This window comes from Zhihengliuella halotolerans (genome assembly GCF_004217565.1).
In the GTDB taxonomy this organism is placed as follows: domain Bacteria; phylum Actinomycetota; class Actinomycetes; order Actinomycetales; family Micrococcaceae; genus Zhihengliuella; species Zhihengliuella halotolerans.
The window spans coordinates 300,205-319,311 of the sequence record NZ_SHLA01000001.1 but is presented as its reverse complement, the minus strand read 5'-3'; the positions used below and the strand labels follow the sequence as shown (position 1 = coordinate 319,311).

Here is a 19,107-nt window from a genome sequence, read left to right as displayed (position 1 = left end):
ATGGACAAGTTCTTCGACGCCCTGCGCTCCACAAACTTCCGTCGTGGCCCGAACCGCTGGGTCGGCGGCATCGCCGGCGGCATCGCCGCCAAGTTCGGATGGGACCCGACCCTCGTGAGGATCGGCGTCCTGCTCTCCTTCCTGCTGCCGGTCATCGGCATCGGCGCCTACATCGTCGCCTGGCTGCTGCTGCCCTGGCAGGACGGCAGCATCCCGCTCGAGAAGCTCATCAACGGCAAGAACCGCTGATACCGCTGACGGTCGTCACAGTCTCCACTGTGGCGACCGTCTCGTTCTTGCTACCATTTACTGTCAGGCCCAGCGTCGTGCTTACTTGTCCATCCGGCCACCAACCGGGAACAGACTGAAGAAAGCGAAGCGCATGCGCATCGGTATTTTGACCAGCGGCGGCGACTGCCCCGGCCTGAACGCCGTGATCCGTGGCGCCGTCCTGAACGGCATCAAGAGTTACGGTCACGAGTTCGTCGGCTTCCGGGACGGCTGGCGCGGCGTCGTCGAGGGCGACATCGTCGAACTCCCCCGCTCCACGGTCCGCGGCATCTCCAAGCAGGGCGGCACCATCATCGGCACGTCCCGCACCAACCCCTTCGAGGGCGAGAACGGCGGCCCGGAGAACATCCAGAAGATGATGGACGCCAACGGCGTCGACGCGATCATCGCGATCGGCGGCGAAGGCACCCTGGCCGCAGCGAAGCGCCTAACCGACGCCGGGCTGAACATCGTCGGCGTCCCGAAGACCATCGACAACGACCTCGACGCCACCGACTACACGTTCGGCTTCGACACCGCGGTCTCCATCGCCACCGAGGCCATGGACCGCCTGCGCACCACCGGCGAATCCCACCACCGCTGCATGGTCGCCGAGGTCATGGGCCGCCACGTAGGCTGGATCGCCCTACACTCCGGCATGGCCGCCGGCGCCCACGCCATCCTCATCCCGGAGCAGTCCGTGACGATGGAGCAGGTCAACGAGTGGGTGCTCCAGGCGAACGAGCGCGGCCGCGCACCCCTCATCGTCGTCGCCGAAGGCTGGATCCCGGAAGGCGCCGACGAAGCCTACTCGGACCGCGGCCTCGACGCGTTCGGCCGTCCCCGCCTCGGCGGCATCGGCGAACGCCTGGCCATCGACATCGAGCAGAGCACGGGCATCGAATCCCGCGCCACCGTGCTGGGCCACATCCAGCGCGGCGGCGTCCCGACGGCCTTCGACCGCACGCTCGCCACCCGCCTCGGCATGAACGCCGTCGCGGCCGTCCACGATCATGCCTGGGGCGAAATGGTGTCGCTGCGCGGCACCACGGTGGAGCGCGTCCGCTTCGAGGACGCCCTCGGCCACCTCAAGCGCGTCCCGCAGGAACGTTACGACGAGGCCTCGATCCTCTTCGGCTAGATTCGCGCCTCGAGACGGGCCGGCTCCGCATCGCGCGGGGCCGGCCCTTTTTCGCGCCCGCTTCGGCCCCTCGCCCGGGACACGCGCGCGAAGCCACACCCCCCGTCCTGTCGGTTCACGGCGCTCGGGCCCTAAGCTGAGGCCATGGAGTTGGAGAGCGGAACACGCGCGATCGTCGCGTTGGTCTGGGCCCGCCGGCTGGGCCTGCCCGACGATGCCCTGCAGCAAGCCGCCATGGGTGCGCCGTCGGAACGGCTGGCCGTGCCCGTCGACGACGGCTCGGTGCTCTTCCTGCGCTACCTGACGGGAACGGTGCTGTGCGCCCCCGCGTGGGCGCTCGAGGTGCTCTCCGATTACGACGACGACACCCTCGCCGCCAGCGCCGGGCTGGTCCGCGCGCTGCGGGGCAGCGGGCACGACGACGCCGCGGGCCTGCGCAGCAGCGGAGACTTCGCGCTGTACTACCTCGACGATCCCGTGAACGTCGAGCCCTCGGACACGGCGTCCGTCTCGTTCGAGCGCGAACACGCCCGCCTGCTCGAGGACTCCTCCCCCAAGGACGACACCGTCGGGCTGGACCTCTCCGGCCGCGAACACACGTTCACGCTCGTGGCCGACGAGGGGCAGGCGCCCCTGGCGACGTCGTCGTACAACATCTGGGAGGGGCTCATCGCCGACGTCGCGACGGTGACGCTGCCGCAGATCCGCCGGCACGGGCTCGGTGCCTACATCACGGCGGTCGCCGCGGACGACGCGCTCACCCAGGGCTACACGCCGCAGTGGCGCGCCCCGCGGGACTCGCCGGCGGCGCACCAGCTGGCGCTCGACGTCGGGTTCCTCGACGCCGGCAGCGTCAGCACCGCGACACTCGGTTAGCGCGGGCCCCGCAGGAATCCGGTCTGGCGGCCGACGACCTGGCCGGCGTCGGTCGCGACGATGAGCTGCTGGGACGCGGCGTACTCGGTGTCCCCGGAGACGACGGTCAGGACCGCGTCGGCGTCCACGTTGCGCTTGATCACGGCCAGCGCGATCGGCCCGGCCTCGTGGTGCAGCGCGGCCGAGGTCACGCTGCCCACGACGCGCTCTCCGCGCTTGGGGTCGACGAAGACGACGTCGGCCCCCGGCACCGGCAGGGTGTGGTGGCTGCCGTCGAGATCCAGGAAGACGATGCGGCGCGGCGGGTGGCCGAGGTTGTGCACGCGGGCGACCGTCTCCTGGCCCTTGTAGCAACCCTTGTTCAGGTGCACGGCCGTGCGCAGCAGGTCGAGCTCGTGCGGGATGGTCTTCTCGTCCGTGTCGAGGCCGAAGCGCGGGCGCCACGCTGCGATGCGCAGGGCTTCGACCGCCATCGTTCCGGCCAGTTCGCGCCCGGCGAGCGCCTCCTCGAGCCGGGCGGACGGGATCAGGTACTCGTACCAGTGCCGGTCGCGGCCCGGGTGCTCCTCACCCGAGTAGGCGAAGCCGCCCTCTGCGACGCCGGGCCACGGGTCCTTCCAGACGAGATCGTCCGCGAAGTCCGCGACCTCGACCGTGGAGGCGACGACGGCCCAGTCGGCGGTGGCGTCCGCGACCTCGACGCGCATCATGAACCGCATCGAGTCGAGCCACGCGGCCAGCGGCGCCGCCTCGAAGGCCTCCACGAGCAGCCAGGTTCTCGTGCCGTCGTCGACGACCCGGCAGTCGTAGTCGATGCGCCCCTGCAGGGACAGGAAGAGCAACTCCGTCGACTGCCCGGGCGCCAGGTTCAGGACGTGCTGCGATGAGAGCGTGTTCAGCCAGGTCAGCCGGTCCTCACCCGTGACCGTGACGACGCCGCGGTGGGAGAGGTCGGCGACCGCGTCGCCGGCCTCGAGCGCGCGCTGCTCGGGCAGCGGCCGCCCGTAGTGGGCGGCGACGCCCGCGTCGGCGCCGTCCCCGGCGATCGCCCCGTCGCGGGCGAGCAGCGGCGAGGTGTACGGCGTGGGCCGGGTGGGGTTCTCTTCTGCGTGCGTCATGGGCTGCTCCTGTGCGACTGGTGGTGTCTGAGGGGACGACGACGGCCGGCGACCGTCGCGATGGCGATGGTCCCCGGCCGTCGTCGTGCTGGCGGGCGGGTCAGGCGGACCCGCCCGCACCGTCGTTCGTCGAGGCGCCGTCGAGCTTCTTGAGCACCGCGGAGGCGTGCGCCGTGAGCGATTCGCCCGCGCCGGCCGAGTCCCAGCGCCAGAACAGCTCGCCGTTGACGAGCCCGTACATGCGGGTGGCCTGCGTGTACTCCTTGGCGCCGGCGGCGCGCAGGACCTGATCGGTCTCGAGCTGGATGCGCGGGCCGTTGATGGTGCCGCGGTAGAGCTCGTTGAGTCCGCCCGGGTGCACGATGCTCGCCTGGATCCGGAAACCGTCGTCGCCGCGGTACTTCTCGACGTCGGCGGCGGTGCGCAGGGTCGGCACGACGTCGCCCGGGACCATGCCCGGGCCGGCGTCGCCGTCGACCTGATCGCGCTCGAGCTGCCAGAAGCCCATCTCCACGGCGAGAGGGCGCAGGACGGTGCCGTCCTCCTGGGTCAGCCAGCTCTCCGAGCGGTACTGCAAGTGCGGAAGGCCGTCGTTGGCGAACTGGACCCGCTGCAGGAAGTATTCGTCGTCGACCTCACCCTCGCCGAGACGCCCCATGCCCTCCCAGGTGCCGAGCAGCCAGGACAGCGGGACGAGTTCGGGGGTGAGATCCGTGGGGATTTCGATGGCCATGCAGTGCGACCTGCGCCCTACTTCTGGCCCTTGAACAGGCGGGAGACGACCAGCCCGGCCACGGCCGCCATGCCCAGACCCGCCACGACCAGCAGGCTGATGAAGAAGATTTCGAGTGCCAAGTAGTTTTCCATGCCCCCATACTAACGAACTTGCACCCGCATACTGGGGTGCGTGTTCCGCGCTACTGCAGCAGGAGACGCTGTGTGAAGTAGACCAGGGTTCCCGAGGCCAGCAGGGGTGCCAGGGTCATCGCCGCGCTCCCCGCGTACGTGCTACGCGGGAGCCTCCCGGCGAGTATCAGCAGCACCACGAGCGTGAGCAACGCCACGACGGCGGCGCCGACCGGCACGATCAGCGGGTTCGTGCCCAGCACGGCGAGGTTCAGGACGGCGACCCAGCCGCTGGCGAACGTCGTCGCGAGCAGTCCCAGCAAGGCGGCGAGCGTCGATTCGAGGCGACGGGTGGCGCCCGTGCCGCGCACGAGCTGACTGCCGAAGACCCCGACGACGCCCAGCCCCAGGCAGAGCGGCATCCACTGCATCGGGGACGGCAGCGCGGTGAGAGTGGCCGCCAGGGTCGCGGCCCAGCCGGCCAGCAGGAGCAGCCACGTGATGTGCCACGGGTCGGGCAGCTTGAGCAGCCGCGGCCACCCGTACGCGAACACGGCGATCAGAACCGCGACGACGCCGGCCATCGGGTACACGCTCGCGCCGGCCCCGTCTTCGAGGCCCGCGCGCGCGGCCACGGCGCCGACGATCAAGGCGGCGGCGGCAAGCACTGCGGCGGCGGCGATGGTTTTGCTCCTCACGCGTCCCATCCTGCCTCATCAGGGCCCCGGACGCCCTCCCGGCCCGCCCGGGCGCGGTCGTTCGGGCAGAGGAAACCTCGAATTTCCGCGCTTTTCGCGTATGAACACCACACGTCCAAGAGCGGGCCCCGATGTCGGGACTGTGTCCTCTTCGTGAAGCACGCAACATGAATGAAACTTGACCGCTCATATACTGAAAACCATTCCGGCCCGCCGAGCGCGTAGGTCCACCAGCCCAGAGGAGACCCGGTATGGCTAGCATCATGCTTCTGACGAACACGTCGGAATCGTCGTTCGACGTACTACCAGCACTTGAACTCCTCGCCCACGAGGTGCGGGTCTTCCCGGCCTCCGCGACGGCTCTGCTGGACGCCGAGCGCGCGGACGTCATCATGGTCGATGCCCGCCGCGACCTCTCCGGATCCCGCTCCCTCTGCCAGCTGCTGCACACGACCGGCAACTCCGCGCCGATCATCCTGATTCTGACCGAGGGCGGAATGGCAGCCGTCTCACCGCTGTGGAAGGCCGACGACGTGGTCCTGGACAACGCCGGGCCGGCCGAGGTCGAGGCCCGGCTGCGCCTGGCGTCGAGCCGCGCGGGCGACGGCGCGCAGGACGATCCGACCGAGATCCGCGCTTCCGGCGTCGTGATCGACGAGGCGAGCTACACGGCCAAGGTCCACGGCGCCCCGCTGAACCTGACCTACAAGGAGTTCGAGCTCCTGAAGTACCTCGCCCAGCACCCCGGCCGCGTCTTCACCCGCGACCAGCTCCTGCACGAGGTCTGGGGCTACGACTACTACGGCGGCACCCGCACCGTGGACGTGCACGTGAGGCGACTGCGCGCCAAGCTCGGCGCGGATCACGAGCAGCTCATCGGCACGGTCCGCAACGTCGGCTACCGGTTCGCCAGCGCCCGCACCGTGAGTGAGGCCGAAGGCAACGTCGAGGCCTCGTAGCGCCCGCCGCGCTTCGCGCCGGGGCAATGCTGGCAGGCTGCGGCCCTGACGACTAGATTTAGACCATGACGGCCGAGACGAACACCGACTGGAGCATCATCACGCGGGCCACGGCCCCGACCGACGAGCAGGTGCGCGACATCCTCGCGCTGGCCACCGCGGCCGAGGCCGCCGACGGCAACCCGCCGCTCTCCGAGCAGACGCTCGTGGACCTGCGATCGGGCGCCGCCTCCCTCTGGCTGGCCCTCGCCTACCTCGCGGACTCGGACGCCGACGGGGCGACGACGGAACCCGGCGCCGAGCTGGTTGGCGCCGCCGTCGCCGTGCTGCCGCAGAACACCGACTCCCCCGACGCGCTCGGCACGCTCGAACTCGTCGTCCACCCGAGCTTCCGCAACGACGGCATCGGGTCCGCGATGGCCGACGTGCTGGCCGTCCAGGCGGATCTTTCGGGCCTGCAGGCCTGGTCGCACGGCAACCACGCAGGGGCGGCCCGCCTGGCCGAGCGGCACGGCCTGAGCCAGGTGCGCGAGCTCTGGCGCATGCGCCTGACGGGCCACGACGAGCTGCCGACCCCCGCGTTTCCGACCGGAGTCAAGCTGCGCACGTTCATGCCCGGCCACGACGACCACAAATGGCTGGCGGCCAACGCGGCCGCATTCGCGCACCACCCGGAGCAGGGGTCGATGACCCTGGCCGACCTGCAGGCCCGGATGGACGAGGACTGGTTCGACCCGGACGGTTTCTTCCTGGCGGTCAACATGAACGACGAGATCCAGGGCTTCCACTGGACCAAGGTGCACCCCGCGAGCGCGGATGCCACGGGCGAGCACGCCGCGATCGGCGAGGTCTACGTCGTCGGCGTCGTCCCGACCGCCCAGGGCACGGGCCTCGGCAAGGCCCTGACCATCGCCGGCATCAACCACCTGCGCACGCTCGAGCTGCACGGCGTCATGCTGTACGTGGACGCGGACAACGAGGCCGCCGTCGCACTCTACGAGAAACTCGGATTCACGCGCTGGGACGTCGACGTCATGTATGCGCGCAACGCGTAGGCCCCGCCGGATACTAGACTGATCAGTGCATCGTTGCGCCGCCGCAGGCCGACCTGCGCGGTCTGACGACGGAACTCGGAAGGACGCGCACCGCACCATGAACACCACGACGACGACGCCCTCGTTCGGCGACAGCGAAATGCCCGCCGCCCGCGCGACGCAGGACCGCATCGAACTGCCCGAGTTCGAGCCGACGCTCGGCCCCGACGGCGACTTCGCGGACGAGCACCGCTTCCTAGACCGGGAGCTGAGCTGGCTGGATTTCAACGCGCGCGTGCTCGAGCTCGCGGAGGACCCGCAGCTCGCCCTGCTGGAGCGGGTGAACTTCCTGTCCATCTTCGCCTCCAATCTCGACGAGTTCTTCATGGTCCGCGTCGCCGGCCTCAAGCGCCGCATCGCCACCGGCCTGGCCGTGCCCTCGGCCGCCGGCGTCAGCCCCGTGGAGCAGCTCGAGCACATCCTCGACACCGCGCACCGACTGCAGCAGCGCCACGCCGACGCGTTCGCCTCGACCCTGCTGCCCGCGCTCGAGGAACAGAACATCCGCCTGTGCACGTGGTCGGAGCTGAGCACCGGCGAGCAAGAGAAGCTGCACCAGTGGTTCGTCGATCAGGTGTTCCCGATCCTCACCCCGCTGGCCGTGGACCCCGCCCACCCGTTCCCGTACATCTCCGGGCTGTCCCTGAACCTGGCCGTCATCGTCCGCAACCAGACCAGCGGCAAGGAGCTCTTCGCGCGGCTCAAGGTCCCGGACACGCTGCCGCGGCTGGTCTCCGTGGACGGTCGGCGTTCGGGCAAGACCCCGGACTCCGTGGCCCGCTTCATCCCGCTGGAGTCGGTCATCGCCGAACAGCTGGAGCACCTCTTCCCGGGCATGGAGGTCGTCGAGCACCACACGTTCCGCGTCACGCGCAACGAGGACCTCGAGGTGGAGGAGGACGACGCCGAGAACCTCCTGCAGGCCCTCGAGAAGGAGCTGCTGCGGCGCCGGTTCGGCCCGCCCGTGCGGCTCGAGATCGCAAGTGACATCAACCCCGCGGTCAAGGAGCTGCTCGTGCGCGAGCTGGGCGTCGAGCAGGACGAGGTCTTCGAACTGCCCGCTCCCCTGGACCTGCGCGGACTCGGCGTCATCGCGGGTATCGACCGCGCCGACCTGCACTACCCGCGGCACATCGCCCACACCTCCCGGCACCTGAACGAGTCCGAGACGTCGAAGGCCGCGAATGTCTTCGCCGCGATGCGGCGCCGCGACATCCTGCTGCACCACCCCTACGACTCGTTCTCCACCTCGGTGCAGGCCTTCCTCGAGCAGGCCGCCTCCGATCCCAAGGTCCAGGCGATCAAGCAGACCCTCTACCGCACCTCGGGCGACTCCCCCATCGTCGACGCCCTCATCGACGCCGCCGAGGCCGGCAAGCAGGTCCTCGCCCTCGTGGAGATCAAGGCCCGCTTCGACGAGCAGGCCAACATCTCGTGGGCGCGCAAGCTCGAGCAGGCCGGCGTGCACGTGGTCTACGGCATCGTCGGGCTCAAGACGCACAGCAAGCTCTCGCTCGTGGTTCGCCGCGAGGGTGAGCGGATGCGCCGCTACTGCCACATCGGCACCGGCAACTACCACCCGTCGACCGCCCGGTTCTACGAGGACCTGGGCCTGCTCACGTGCGACGACCAGGTCGGCGACGACGTCTCCCGCCTGTTCAACCAGCTCTCCGGCTACGCCCCGCGCTCGACCTACAAGCGCCTGCTGGTGGCCCCGCGCTCGCTGCGCTCGGGCCTGATCGACCGGATCGAGCAGGAGATCGCCAACCACAAGGCGGGCCTCGCTGCGCGCGTGATCCTGAAGGTCAACTCGATTGTGGACGAGGCAGTGATCGACGCCCTGTACCGCGCCTCGCAGGCTGGCGTCCAGGTCGACATCATCGTCCGCGGCATCTGCGCGCTCCGCCCGGGCGTCCCGGGCCTGAGCGAGAACATCCGCGTCCGCTCGATCCTCGGCCGCTTCCTCGAGCACTCCCGCGTCTTCGCGTTCTCCAACGGCGGCGACCCGGTCGTGTACATCGGCTCGGCCGACATGATGCACCGCAACCTCGACCGCCGCGTCGAGGCGCTGGTCCAGCTTTCCAATCGCGAGGCCATCGGCGAGCTCGTCGGCATCCTGGACCGCTATCTCGACGACGCCACGGCGAGCTGGCACCTGGGCCCCGACGGCGTCTGGAACCGCAGCCACCTGGACGCGGACGGCGAGCCGCTGTCGGACATCCAGAGCTGGCTACTCGCCTCCCGCCAGCGCAAGCGGAACGCGACCCGCCGTTGATCGCCGTGCCGCTGCGCTCCTCGGACGATGAGGCGACGGTCGCGGAGCCGGTCGCCGTCGTGGCCGCCGGGGTCATCCCCTGGCGCCGCCGCGAGAACTCCCTCGAGGTCCTGCTGATCCACCGCGACCGCTACGACGACTGGTCCTGGCCCAAGGGCAAGCTCGATCCGGGCGAATCCGTCCCCGAGTGCGCCGTCCGCGAGGTGCGCGAGGAGGTCGGGCTCGAGATCGCCCTCGGCCTGCCCCTTCCGGCCATCCGGTACGAGGTCAAGTCGGGTCCGAAGGTCGTGTACTACTGGGCGGCGCTCGTCGACGGCCAGCGTGTCGTGCCCGACGGCGACGAGGTCGACGCCACCAAATGGGTCTCCGTGGACACCGCCCGCCGGATGCTGACGAGCGTCTCCGATCAGAAGCCCCTCGACGCGCTCGAGCGGGCCTGGACCTCCGGGGACCTCGAAACGCTCCCCTTCGTCGTCGTACGCCACGCCAAGGCCAAGCCCCGCTCGACGTGGACGAAAGAGGAGGGCGAGCGGCCGCTGGCCGCGACCGGGCAGCGGCAGGCGATCGCGGTCGCCAACGTGCTCGAGGCCTGGAACCCGTCCAAGGTGGTCTCCAGCCCGTGGACGCGCTGCGTGCAGACGGTCTCGCCCTACCTCAAACGCAAGGACATGGGCGTCAAGCTCGCGAACTCGCTCACCGAGCACGCCGCGGACCGGAAGCCAATCAAGGCGGTCAAGCAGATCCTCAAACAGCTCGACAAGCAGGCATGCATCGCCGTCTGCACTCACCGCCCCGTGCTGCCGCACGCGCTCGAGGCGCTGCGGGCCCGATGTGCGCCGGGGATCGCGAAGTTCCTCCCGGACTCGAACCCGTATCTGGATCCAGGATCGATGATCGTCGCGCAGCAGTCCAAGACGAGCTGGCGGATCGTGTCGGTCGAGGTCATCGCCCCCTTCGGCGACTGAGGCCGGCCACGGACCGTAACGCCGGGCCCCTGTCGCCGGGGCCCGGCGCCCGCTAGGCTACAGACGAGAATCGACGTCGAGAGCGAGGAGTGGCCATGGCCGCTGACACGACCGGGCACGAGCAGCCGGAGAAGATCGCGCACGAAGACCTGCGGCTCGACCACGACCCCGGCCGCGAGCGCTTCGGACTCTGGCAGGGGCCGAGCTTCATCGGCTTCCTCGGGTACTCGCGCGACGGCGACGTCGTGACGCTCCAGCACACCATCATCAGCGAGGAGTTCGGCCGGCGCGGCTACGCCCGGGCGCTCGTGACGCTCGTGCTGGACCGGCTGCGCGCCGAGGGCTCGACGATCGTCCCCGAGTGCTCCTACGTGCAGGACTACCTCTCGCGCTACCCCGAGTACAACGACCTCGTCGCGTGACGCCCGGCCCCACGAGGGATCCGTTTGGTCCGACCCCGCGGTGGTCCTTCGCCGTGGCGCTCCTCCCGCTCGCTCTCCTGCTGATCGCCATGGCCGGGGCCTACCCGTTCCTACCGGACCCGCTACCCGTGCACTGGGACGGCGCGGGTGAGGCCGACCGGCTCGTGGAGAAGTCGCCGATCCCGCTGCTCGCCTACGCTGCAACGGCGGCCGGGCCGGTCGCCGTCGTCCTCGGTATCGGCCTGTTGAATCCGGCCAAGATCCGCATCAACGGCGTCCGGGACCCGCAGGGGCTCGCCGAGGCGGATTCCGAGCGCTACCTCGTGATGAAGGGGCGCTTCATCCGGCACGTCGCCCACGGTATCGCCTTCTGGGTCGGGCTCCTCGTCGCGGCCGCGCCCATCGGTCTCCTGCTCGGCGCAGGAACGTGGTGGGTACTCGCCTGCATGGTGTTGATCGTCCCAGTCCTCGTCATCGCCTTCCGCGCGACCGGCCGGATGAACACATGGATTCGCGAGGAATTCGATCCCAGTGCTCACGGCGCGCGCGGCACAGCGTCCCGGTAGACTGGGCGCCATGCCTATCCCCACTCCGTATGAGGACCTGCTGCGCGACGTCCTGGAATCCGGCGCCCACAAGGGAGACCGCACCGGCACCGGCACCCGCAGCGTGTTCGGCCGGCAGCTGCGCTTCGACCTGTCCGAGTCGTTCCCACTGATCACGACCAAGCGCGTCCACTTCAAGTCCGTGGCGCTCGAACTGCTCTGGTTCCTGCGCGGCGACTCAAACGTCCGCTGGCTGCAGGAGAACGGCGTCAGGATCTGGAACGAGTGGGCGGATGACGACGGCGAGCTGGGCCCGGTCTACGGCGTCCAGTGGCGATCGTGGCCGACCCCGGACGGTGGACACGTCGACCAGATCACCCAGTTGATCGAGTCCATCAAGAACAACCCGGATTCGCGCCGCCACATCGTCTCGGCGTGGAACGTCGGCGAGATCGAGAACATGGCTCTCCCGCCGTGCCACGCGCTGTTCCAGTTCTACGTCGCCGACGGCCGGCTCTCCTGCCAGCTCTACCAGCGCAGCGCCGACATGTTCCTGGGCGTCCCCTTCAACATCGCCTCCTACGCGCTGCTGACCCACATGGTCGCCGCGCAGACCGGCTTGGAGGTCGGGGACTTCGTCTGGACCGGCGGCGACGTGCACGTCTACGACAACCACGTCGATCAGGTCCGCGAGCAGCTCTCCCGCGAGCCCCTGCCCGCCCCGCAGCTGAAGCTGAACCGCGTCCCGGCGTCGATCTTCGACTACACGCTGGCGGACTTCGAGGTCCTCGGCTACGAGCACCACCCGGCGATCAAGGCGCCCATCGCCGTATGACGCCGCGCATCAGCATGATCTGGGCCCAGTCGGCCGACGGCGTCATCGGCCGCGACGGCACCATGCCCTGGCACCTGCCCGAGGACATGGCGCACTTCAAAGCCTCCACCATGGACCACCCGGTGATCATGGGCCGCAACACCTGGGCGTCCATCCCGCCGCGTTTCCGCCCGTTCGCCGGGCGCACCAACATCGTCCTCACCTCACACGAGGAGACGGCGAACCAGGTGCGCGCGGCGGGCGGCGTCGTCGTGCCCTCGATCGCCGAGGCGCTCGCGGCGGCCGCTGCCGCCGAGGGCGGTGAGCGCGTGTGGATCGTCGGCGGCGGGCAGGTCTACGCGGCGTTCGCGCCGCACGCGCGCGACGCCGTGGTCACCGTGATCAACCATCAGTACGACGGCGACACGCACGCGCCGCTCCTGGGCGCCGATTGGGCGCGCTTGCCAGCAGAGCCGGCCACCGGCGCGTGGGCGCGTGCCGCCAACGGACTCGAGTACCGCTTCGACTACTGGCGCCGCGACGGCGCCGAGAGGACCGCCTAGGTGAATTTCGCCGATCTCAAGGCCGACGTGAAGGCCGCCCTGAACAAACCCGAGCCGCTGTTCCTGCTCGGGTACATGCTCTTCCCGCTGCTGGCGCTCGTCTTCGCGGCCCTGGGCCTGTGGATGATCATCAGCGGGCAAAAGATCCCGGGCCTGATCGTCCTGCTCGTGGTCACGCAGGCCTTCACGTTCGGCGCGCTCTGGGCCATCGGCCGGCGCCGCCACATCGTCGCGAACCCGCCCGGTGACGACGCCGAGGACTAAGCGCCCGTCGCCGTCGCGCTGCTCACAACGGCGTAACCGACCCGGGACGAAACGGGGCCTGGGCCCTACCATGGACTCATGACTTCTTCCGTTGGTTTTGTCGGTTACCGCGGCATGGTCGGTTCCGTCCTGATGCAGCGCATGCTGGACGAGAACGACTTCGCGGACATCGACCCGGTGTTCTTCTCGACCTCCAATCCGGGCGGCGCCGCGCCGTCGTTCGCGTCTGGGGCGGGCCCCCTCCAGGACGCGCACGATCTCGATGCGCTCGCCAAGCTGCCCATCATCGTCACCGCCCAGGGCGGCGACTACACCAAGGCCGTGCACTCCGATCTGCGCGCCCGCGGGTGGGACGGGCTCTGGATCGACGCCGCATCCACGCTGCGCATGAACGACGACTCGATCATCGTGCTCGACCCGGTGAACCGCGACGTCATCGACCGCGGTCTCGCCGCCGGCGTCAAGGACTTCGTCGGCGGCAACTGCACGGTCTCCTGCATGCTCATGGGTCTGGGCGGGCTCTTCCGCAACGGCCTCGTCGAGTGGGCCACCGCGATGACCTACCAGGCCGCCTCCGGCGGCGGCGCCCGCCACATGCGCGAGCTTCTCACGCAGTTCGGCGACATCAACTCCGCCGTCTCCGCGGAGCTTGCCGATCCCGCCGCAGCGATCCTCGATATCGACCGCAAGGTGCTCGAGAGCCAGCGCAACGGACTCGACACGACCCAGTTCGGCGTGCCGCTGGGCGGTTCGCTGATCCCGTGGATCGACGCCGATCTGGGCAACGGGCAGTCCAAGGAGGAATGGAAGGCCGGTGCGGAGACCAACAAGATCCTCGGCCGCGACGAGTCGAACCGCATCCAGATGGACGGTCTCTGCGTGCGCATCGGCGCGATGCGGTCCCACTCGCAGGCGCTGACGATCAAGCTCACCGAGGACCTCCCGGTCGAGGAGATCGAGCGCCTCCTCGACGCGGACAACGAGTGGGCGAAGGTCGTTCCCAACGCCAAGGAGGCCACCATGGCGGACCTGACCCCTGTCGCCGCCTCGGGCAGCCTCGAGATCCCGGTCGGTCGCATCCGCAAGCTGGAGATGGGCGGCGAGTACATCTCCGCGTTCACCGTCGGCGACCAGCTGCTGTGGGGCGCCGCTGAACCGCTGCGCCGTATGCTGGCCATCGCGCTCGGAAAGCTCTGAACGACGCGGTCCGCAGCGGACTCGGAGCGAACCGCTTCGGCAGGCTCGCGACGATCGCTCTCTGACGGCGGCCCGGTGTCCACGACGAACGCCGGGCCGTCGCTGTACCCGGGCTCGGGCTCCGCCGGCTTCGGCTTCGGCAGAGATAATCGCAATTATTAACCATGGACACCTTTCATCAATCGAAACATTCTTCTATAATTGGAAGATGACGCAGGCGCCGGAACCGCACGAGGAGCTGCGGGCTCAGGCCGAACCGGCCTCCCCGGTTCTTCGTGCTGAACTGCGCCGCTTCGAAGCCTGGCAGAACCTCCTCGCCGCCGCAGTCGCCCCGGCCTACAATCGAGTCAGGCAGGCACGCGGGTCCGCGCCCGCCGACAGCGAGGACCGGGACGGCGTCAACGCGCTCTCGAGCCTGATCAAGCAGCTCGAACCCGCAACATTGCTGGCCTTCTCCGAAGACCTGCACCGTTTCGCCGCAGCCTGCGGGCACGAGGCCATCGCCGGCCTCGAGGCTCAGGCTCAACGCGAGGTGCCCGCCCACCTCGAAGCACTCACGACCATCTCCGACGGCATGGAGATCTCGGTGCGGACCGGCCAGCTCCGAGAGCGCGCGAGCCTGCAGGTCACCGCCCAGCATGTCGCCGTCGCCCGCGACTGCACCCTGCAGACGGCCACTCGCGACGTCGAACGTGCCCGCGTCGCCCACGATGACGCGCACGAGATCGTCGACGCCCTCGCCTCCGGCCGCATTGGTCTCGCGCACGCCCAAACCATGATCGACCTGTGCCGCAAGATCGAGCCCGAACGGGTTGATCCCCCGCTGACCGACGATCCCGTGGACGCGGCCACGTACGACCAGAACGTCATGGACGCCGAACTCGGCTGCCGGGCCCGCCGCCAGGACCTGGGCGCTTCCCTTCTCGAGGCCGCTCCCGGGCGGACCCCAGGCTCCGTCAAGCGCTCCGGCACCCGCATACTCAATCGTCTGCTGGGGACCAGCGCCTCAGACCGGTACGCCGCCGCGCGCAAGAAGCGCAACGTCCGCATCACGACCGCCGAGAACGGGATGTGCCATCTCTCCGCCTACCTGCCGGCCCTCGCCGGAGAGGCCATCGAGAACCGGCTCACCGAACTGGCGACCCTGCACACCGACCGCCGCATCGACGCGGCCATCGCCGAGCGCTACCCGGCCAAAGCGCCCGTCTCCGGCCAGAACGCCGACGGGACAGCCGGCGAGGCCGACACCGGGACGGACCGCACCCGCGCCCAGACTCGGGCCGATGCCCTCGTCGAACTCCTGCTCGCCGGACCCGACGGCTCCGGCCTCGAGAACGTCGTTCCCACCGTGGCCGTCACCATCCCTGCCACCGTCTTCCCGAACTTGGCGCCGCTCGCGCCGGCGCCGCGGTCCGTATTCCGCGTACACCCAGCAACCGGTACCGGATCCACCGGCACCGATGAGGTGCCGACCTCCGCCGCACAAGACGCAGACGAACGGCTCAATGGGTTGCGTCTGCCGGCCGGGGCCGTCGCCCCCGAAACCGAGGTACTCGGCGCGTTCGACCCCGCCGACCTGGCAGCCATCCTGCCGCAGGCGAAGACCTGGACCCGGATCGTCACCGATCCGTGGACGGGGGCCATGACCGCAATCGACACCAATCAGTACAGGCCCACCGCCGCCATGCGACGTGCCCTCGCCCTACGAGACAGGACCTGCCGGGTACCCGGGTGCGGCCGGCGCGCGACCGCTTGCGAACCCGATCACGTCGTCGAACGCCAGCACGGCGGCGCCACGAGCCTGAACAACCTCGTGAGCATCTGCAAACGCTGCCACCGGCTCAAGTCGTGGGGCCTTCTCCGGCTCAGCCTCGATACCGACGGCACCGTGCGCGCCACGACGTGGTGGGATCAGGAACGCGCCGGCACCGCCGACGCGCCCTGGGACACCCAGGCCAGACCGCTCGGCGACACCAATCCCAACACCAGCCGGCACGCCCTCGGGCCCGTTGAATCCGCGCTCCTGCGCGAGCTGGGCCGACACCTCGAATGGGTCAACCGCCGCGCGACGGGCCACACCGTCATCAACAGGCCGCCCGCCGTCAAGAACCGTGAGCTGCGCCGCGTGAACAAACTCCGCGACCTCCGACGCCAGCGCGGTGGCAAGCGGCGGCACCTGACGCTCGACGCCCCTGACGGGACCATTGCAGACCGGACCACGCCCGGTCAGGCCCGCGCCATGACCCACCTCGGCTACGCGCCCGAGGAACGCCGGGAATTCCACCGCGACGCCGCCAACGCGGCCAAATACCCCGCCTGGCTCGGCTGGAACGCGAAGAACTCCGCCGCGGCCGACGCCATCGACGAAGCAGGCGCCGACACGGACAAGGGGTGAGAACACCGAATCGACCGCAGCGAGGCACTCTCATCCGCACGCGACGAAGGCTCGGCGTCCGTCACGGACGCCGGGCCTTCACGAGTGCGCGTTACGCCGAGCAGCCGCCGGTCACACCTCGTGGTGGGTGCGCTGGGCGTCCTCGGACGCGAGCTCGTAGAGGCGCTCGATCGACTTCAGGCGCTCCTCGTCGATGTCCCCGGCCTCGTAGTATGCCCGAGCCTTGTCCAGGAGGCGCTTGGCCTCCTTGAGGTTACCGTCGGCCATCTCCATGGCGTGCTCAAGGCTCGTCTCGTGCTCTACGTTTCCCATGTGCTTGCCCATGAATCCATCATGCTCCCCGGTCAGAACACTGTCCAGCACTTCCAGCGCCTGTGGCCGAACCGTCACCTTCGTGCCGGCTCGCGCTCCAGAACTAGAGCGTGCAGTCGATGAGCAGCGGCTCGTTGTGCAGCGTGATTCCATACTTCTCGGCGACGCCGTCGCGCACGGCCCGGGCGATCGCGAGCACGTCCGCGGCGGTGGCGTCCCCGCGGTTAGTGATCGCCAGCGTGTGCTTCGTCGACAAGGCCGCCCGACCGCCGGTCAGCTCGTAGCCATCCATACCCTCGAGCCCGAACCCCTTGCCAAAACCGGCGTGCTCGATGAGCCACGCGGCCGAAAGCTTGACCCGCTCCCCCGACCCCGTGGCGACCGGGTACCGCGGCGCAGCGTCGGGCAGGGTGGCCGCCAGCGACTCGTCGATGACGGGGTTCGTGAAGAACGACCCCGTCGAGTAGGTATCCCGATCGTCGGCGTCCAGCACCATGCCCTTGCCGGCGCGCAGGGACAGGACGGCGGAGCGGACCTGCCGGGCGGCGACCCGTGAACCGGTCTCCGTCCCGAGGGCCTTGGCGAGCTCGCCGTAGGCGATCGGCATGCCGAGCGTGCCCTGCTTGAGCTGGAACACCACCTGGAGCACGACGTAGCGGGGTGAACCGTTGCGCGTGGACTGTTTAAGGATCGAGTCACGGTAGCCGAAGCCGAGATCCGCGTTTGCGAAGGAGACGATCTGGCGCGTCGTCCGGTCCCACGTGCGCACGCGCGCGATCGTGTGTGAGACGTCCGTGCCGTAGGCGCCGACGTTCTGCACGGGGGTCGCCCCGGCCGACCCGGGGATTCCGGAGAGCGCCTCGAGACCGACAAACCCGCCGTCGAGACTCTCAGCGACGAATTCGTCCCAGTTCTGGCCGGCTTCGACCGAGATCATCCCGCCGGAGCACGAGGACAGATCCTCGAGGCTGCTGCCGCGGGTGGCGACCCGGATCACCGTTCCGTGAAATCCGGAATCGGCGACGACGAGGTTCGAGCCCCCGGCGACCAGCAGTAGGTCTTCACCCGCGTCGTCGGCGGCCGTCACCGCGTCGATCAGTTCACGCTCGGTGGTTGCCTCGACGTAGTGTGCGGCGTCGCCGCCGACCGCGGTCGACGTCAGGTCGGCCAACCTCATGGGCGCTGGAACCGGACGACGGCCTGCGACTTGACGAGGACCTTCTGCCCTGCGGCGGAGACAGTGAGGTCGACGCGCACGGTGCGGGCGTCGTCGTCCTTGGCGCCGATCTTGCCGGCGACCGAGACCTCGGTCCCGGGAGCGTCCGTCGGCGAGACTCCCGCGACGTCCTCGACGACGACGGGCTTGGTGAAGCGCGTCTGATAGTCGACGACGGCGCCCGGGTCGCCGACCCAGTCGGTCACGAGCTGCACAGCGGAGCCCATGGTGAACATGCCGTGTGCGATGACGCCGGGCAGTCCAACCTCGCTGGCGAAGCGCTCGTTCCAGTGGATCGGGTTGAAGTCGCCCGAGGCACCCGCGTAGCGGACCAGGTCCGCGCGGTTGACGGTGACGGTGGTCTCGCCGATGGCGTCGCCGACGGACAGGGAATCGAAATCGATGCTCATGGTTATTCCTCTCCGCGGACCAGCAGGGACGAGACGGACGTGGCCACGTGCCGGCCGCCGGTGGTGGAGATTTCGGCGCGTGTGGTGATCATGGCGCCGCCGCCCATCGCGCGCACGGTGTCGACGTGCAGCTCCGTGACGAGCTCGTCGCCGGCGACGATCGGGCGGTGGTGGGTGAAACGCTGGTCGGCGTGCACGACGCGCGAAAAGTCGATGCCGGAGTCCGGGTCCGCAATGAGCTGGGCATCGGCCCGCTGCGCGATCAGGACGGCGAACGTGGGCGGTGCGACGACGTCGGCGTAGCCGAGCGCGCCGGCCGCTTCGACGTCGAAGTGCGCGGTGTTCGTCGCCTTGACGGCGGCGGCGAACTCGCGGATCTTCTCGCGTCCGACGACGTACGGGTCACCGGCCGGATAGACGCGCCCGGCGAGGGCGGGGTTGATGCTCATGGTCTTCCTTTGCGGTTGATCTCCCACGCTCAGCGGCGCGGCGAATTCTCTTGCGCCAAACGGTACGCCCTCGCGTCGCGGCCCCTCACCACGAGGCCGCCGACGTGCAGCAGCACGCCGACGATGATGATGCCGACCGCCGTGTAGAGCAGCGGCATCGTCCCGGTGTTCGCGCCGACGATGGCCAGCACGATGCCAATCGCCGAGACCCCCATCGAGATGCCGACAATGAGCTTGTAGAGCGGGGACAGCGCGTCCCAGGGAATCGAAAGCATGTG

Annotated in this window: 22 protein-coding genes; 14 read left to right on the top strand and 8 right to left on the bottom strand. The window is 69.5% G+C overall.

The window, feature by feature from the left end; all coding sequences use genetic code 11:
- From EV380_RS01400 to EV380_RS01390, 3 genes are all read left to right on the top strand, one after another.
- Complete coding sequence (locus EV380_RS01400) at window positions 1-249, top strand: PspC domain-containing protein (RefSeq protein WP_102158348.1); 249 nt, start codon at window positions 1-3, stop codon at window positions 247-249.
- Between the two features lie 133 nt (window positions 250-382).
- The gene (locus EV380_RS01395; protein ID WP_102158349.1) at window positions 383-1,411 is read left to right on the top strand and encodes a 6-phosphofructokinase; all 1,029 of its coding nucleotides are present in this window, start codon (window positions 383-385) and stop codon (window positions 1,409-1,411) included.
- Window positions 1,412-1,555: 144 nt separating this feature from the next.
- Window positions 1,556-2,287, top strand: coding sequence for a GNAT family N-acetyltransferase (locus tag EV380_RS01390; RefSeq protein ID WP_130448842.1), 732 nt, complete (start codon window positions 1,556-1,558; stop codon window positions 2,285-2,287).
- Here the strand turns inward: EV380_RS01390 and ygfZ are convergent.
- The 3 genes from ygfZ to EV380_RS01375 all read right to left on the bottom strand — a co-directional run bounded on the left by ygfZ (window position 2,284) and on the right by EV380_RS01375 (window position 4,949).
- The gene (gene ygfZ, locus EV380_RS01385; protein WP_130448840.1) at window positions 2,284-3,405 is read right to left on the bottom strand and encodes a CAF17-like 4Fe-4S cluster assembly/insertion protein YgfZ; all 1,122 of its coding nucleotides are present in this window, start codon (window positions 3,403-3,405) and stop codon (window positions 2,284-2,286) included. The genes EV380_RS01390 and ygfZ overlap by 4 nt on opposite strands.
- A gap of 100 nt (window positions 3,406-3,505) precedes the next feature.
- Window positions 3,506-4,138, bottom strand: a complete 633-nt coding sequence (locus EV380_RS01380) for a nitrobindin family protein (RefSeq protein ID WP_130448838.1) — start codon at window positions 4,136-4,138, stop codon at window positions 3,506-3,508.
- A 184-nt stretch (window positions 4,139-4,322) separates the two neighbouring features.
- On the bottom strand, window positions 4,323-4,949 hold the full coding sequence (locus EV380_RS01375) for a hypothetical protein (RefSeq protein WP_130448836.1): 627 nt from the start codon (window positions 4,947-4,949) through the stop codon (window positions 4,323-4,325).
- A 251-nt stretch (window positions 4,950-5,200) separates the two neighbouring features.
- Here EV380_RS01375 and EV380_RS01370 point away from each other — a divergent pair, with 251 nt between their 5' ends.
- The 11 genes from EV380_RS01370 (at window position 5,201) to EV380_RS01320 (ending at window position 16,442) form a co-directional block, all read left to right on the top strand.
- Complete coding sequence (locus EV380_RS01370; protein WP_102158354.1) at window positions 5,201-5,908, top strand: winged helix-turn-helix transcriptional regulator; 708 nt, start codon at window positions 5,201-5,203, stop codon at window positions 5,906-5,908.
- A 65-nt stretch (window positions 5,909-5,973) separates the two neighbouring features.
- Window positions 5,974-6,963 carry a mycothiol synthase gene (gene mshD, locus EV380_RS01365; RefSeq protein WP_130448834.1) on the top strand — a complete coding sequence of 330 codons (990 nt, stop codon included), beginning with the start codon at window positions 5,974-5,976 and terminating at the stop codon, window positions 6,961-6,963.
- Window positions 6,964-7,060: 97 nt separating this feature from the next.
- Window positions 7,061-9,277: an RNA degradosome polyphosphate kinase gene (locus EV380_RS01360; protein ID WP_102158356.1), complete on the top strand. Its 2,217-nt coding sequence runs from the start codon at window positions 7,061-7,063 to the stop codon at window positions 9,275-9,277.
- Entirely contained in the window at window positions 9,277-10,242 is a 966-nt protein-coding gene (locus EV380_RS01355; protein WP_130452045.1) for an NUDIX hydrolase, read from the top strand. The genes EV380_RS01360 and EV380_RS01355 overlap by 1 nt, the downstream gene beginning before the upstream one ends.
- Before the next feature lie 95 nt (window positions 10,243-10,337).
- Entirely contained in the window at window positions 10,338-10,664 is a 327-nt protein-coding gene (locus EV380_RS01350) for a GNAT family N-acetyltransferase (RefSeq protein WP_102158357.1), read from the top strand.
- A 53-nt stretch (window positions 10,665-10,717) separates the two neighbouring features.
- Complete coding sequence (locus EV380_RS01345; RefSeq protein WP_130448832.1) at window positions 10,718-11,230, top strand: DUF1648 domain-containing protein; 513 nt, start codon at window positions 10,718-10,720, stop codon at window positions 11,228-11,230.
- Window positions 11,231-11,240: 10 nt separating this feature from the next.
- Entirely contained in the window at window positions 11,241-12,044 is an 804-nt protein-coding gene (locus EV380_RS01340) for a thymidylate synthase (RefSeq protein ID WP_130448830.1), read from the top strand.
- Entirely contained in the window at window positions 12,041-12,586 is a 546-nt protein-coding gene (locus EV380_RS01335; protein WP_130448828.1) for a dihydrofolate reductase, read from the top strand. The genes EV380_RS01340 and EV380_RS01335 overlap by 4 nt, the downstream gene beginning before the upstream one ends.
- Window positions 12,587-12,850 (top strand): NF038396 family protein, encoded by a 264-nt coding sequence (locus EV380_RS01330; RefSeq protein WP_278030528.1) that lies wholly within the window; start codon window positions 12,587-12,589, stop codon window positions 12,848-12,850.
- Between the two features lie 78 nt (window positions 12,851-12,928).
- Window positions 12,929-14,047, top strand: a complete 1,119-nt coding sequence (gene asd, locus EV380_RS01325) for an aspartate-semialdehyde dehydrogenase (RefSeq protein WP_130448826.1) — start codon at window positions 12,929-12,931, stop codon at window positions 14,045-14,047.
- A gap of 208 nt (window positions 14,048-14,255) precedes the next feature.
- Window positions 14,256-16,442, top strand: coding sequence for an HNH endonuclease signature motif containing protein (locus tag EV380_RS01320; protein WP_130448824.1), 2,187 nt, complete (start codon window positions 14,256-14,258; stop codon window positions 16,440-16,442).
- Between the two features lie 111 nt (window positions 16,443-16,553).
- Here the strand turns inward: EV380_RS01320 and EV380_RS01315 are convergent, their stop codons facing one another.
- The 5 genes from EV380_RS01315 to EV380_RS01295 all read right to left on the bottom strand — a co-directional run bounded on the left by EV380_RS01315 (window position 16,554) and on the right by EV380_RS01295 (window position 19,104).
- Entirely contained in the window at window positions 16,554-16,766 is a 213-nt protein-coding gene (locus tag EV380_RS01315; protein WP_242607461.1) for a hypothetical protein, read from the bottom strand.
- 91 nt (window positions 16,767-16,857) lie between these two features.
- Complete coding sequence (locus EV380_RS01310) at window positions 16,858-17,931, bottom strand: UDP-N-acetylmuramate dehydrogenase (RefSeq protein WP_130448822.1); 1,074 nt, start codon at window positions 17,929-17,931, stop codon at window positions 16,858-16,860.
- Complete coding sequence (locus tag EV380_RS01305; RefSeq protein WP_102158363.1) at window positions 17,928-18,380, bottom strand: MaoC family dehydratase; 453 nt, start codon at window positions 18,378-18,380, stop codon at window positions 17,928-17,930. The genes EV380_RS01310 and EV380_RS01305 overlap by 4 nt, the downstream gene beginning before the upstream one ends.
- 2 nt (window positions 18,381-18,382) lie before the next feature.
- Window positions 18,383-18,829 carry an FAS1-like dehydratase domain-containing protein gene (locus EV380_RS01300; RefSeq protein ID WP_102158364.1) on the bottom strand — a complete coding sequence of 149 codons (447 nt, stop codon included), beginning with the start codon at window positions 18,827-18,829 and terminating at the stop codon, window positions 18,383-18,385.
- A 29-nt stretch (window positions 18,830-18,858) separates the two neighbouring features.
- A complete protein-coding gene (locus tag EV380_RS01295) occupies window positions 18,859-19,104 on the bottom strand; it encodes a hypothetical protein (RefSeq protein ID WP_130448820.1) in 246 nt (81 codons plus the stop codon).
- Window positions 19,105-19,107: the final 3 nt, after the last annotated feature.

What these genes read in the sequence shown, in the direction of transcription:
- EV380_RS01400 (WP_102158348.1), top strand. Translation starts at nt 1, where the DNA reads ATGGACAAGTTCTTCGACGCCCTGCGCTCCACAAACTTCCGTCGTGGC.
- EV380_RS01395 (WP_102158349.1), top strand. Translation starts at nt 383, where the DNA reads ATGCGCATCGGTATTTTGACCAGCGGCGGCGACTGCCCCGGCCTGAAC.
- EV380_RS01390 (WP_130448842.1), top strand. Translation starts at nt 1,556, where the DNA reads ATGGAGTTGGAGAGCGGAACACGCGCGATCGTCGCGTTGGTCTGGGCC.
- ygfZ (WP_130448840.1), bottom strand. Translation starts at nt 3,405, where the DNA reads ATGACGCACGCAGAAGAGAACCCCACCCGGCCCACGCCGTACACCTCG.
- EV380_RS01380 (WP_130448838.1), bottom strand. Translation starts at nt 4,138, where the DNA reads ATGGCCATCGAAATCCCCACGGATCTCACCCCCGAACTCGTCCCGCTG.
- EV380_RS01370 (WP_102158354.1), top strand. Translation starts at nt 5,201, where the DNA reads ATGGCTAGCATCATGCTTCTGACGAACACGTCGGAATCGTCGTTCGAC.
- mshD (WP_130448834.1), top strand. Translation starts at nt 5,974, where the DNA reads ATGACGGCCGAGACGAACACCGACTGGAGCATCATCACGCGGGCCACG.
- EV380_RS01360 (WP_102158356.1), top strand. Translation starts at nt 7,061, where the DNA reads ATGAACACCACGACGACGACGCCCTCGTTCGGCGACAGCGAAATGCCC.
- EV380_RS01350 (WP_102158357.1), top strand. Translation starts at nt 10,338, where the DNA reads ATGGCCGCTGACACGACCGGGCACGAGCAGCCGGAGAAGATCGCGCAC.
- EV380_RS01340 (WP_130448830.1), top strand. Translation starts at nt 11,241, where the DNA reads ATGCCTATCCCCACTCCGTATGAGGACCTGCTGCGCGACGTCCTGGAA.
- EV380_RS01335 (WP_130448828.1), top strand. Translation starts at nt 12,041, where the DNA reads ATGACGCCGCGCATCAGCATGATCTGGGCCCAGTCGGCCGACGGCGTC.
- asd (WP_130448826.1), top strand. Translation starts at nt 12,929, where the DNA reads ATGACTTCTTCCGTTGGTTTTGTCGGTTACCGCGGCATGGTCGGTTCC.
- EV380_RS01320 (WP_130448824.1), top strand. Translation starts at nt 14,256, where the DNA reads ATGACGCAGGCGCCGGAACCGCACGAGGAGCTGCGGGCTCAGGCCGAA.
- EV380_RS01315 (WP_242607461.1), bottom strand. Translation starts at nt 16,766, where the DNA reads ATGGGCAAGCACATGGGAAACGTAGAGCACGAGACGAGCCTTGAGCAC.
- EV380_RS01310 (WP_130448822.1), bottom strand. Translation starts at nt 17,931, where the DNA reads ATGAGGTTGGCCGACCTGACGTCGACCGCGGTCGGCGGCGACGCCGCA.
- EV380_RS01305 (WP_102158363.1), bottom strand. Translation starts at nt 18,380, where the DNA reads ATGAGCATCGATTTCGATTCCCTGTCCGTCGGCGACGCCATCGGCGAG.
- EV380_RS01300 (WP_102158364.1), bottom strand. Translation starts at nt 18,829, where the DNA reads ATGAGCATCAACCCCGCCCTCGCCGGGCGCGTCTATCCGGCCGGTGAC.
- EV380_RS01295 (WP_130448820.1), bottom strand. Translation starts at nt 19,104, where the DNA reads ATGCTTTCGATTCCCTGGGACGCGCTGTCCCCGCTCTACAAGCTCATT.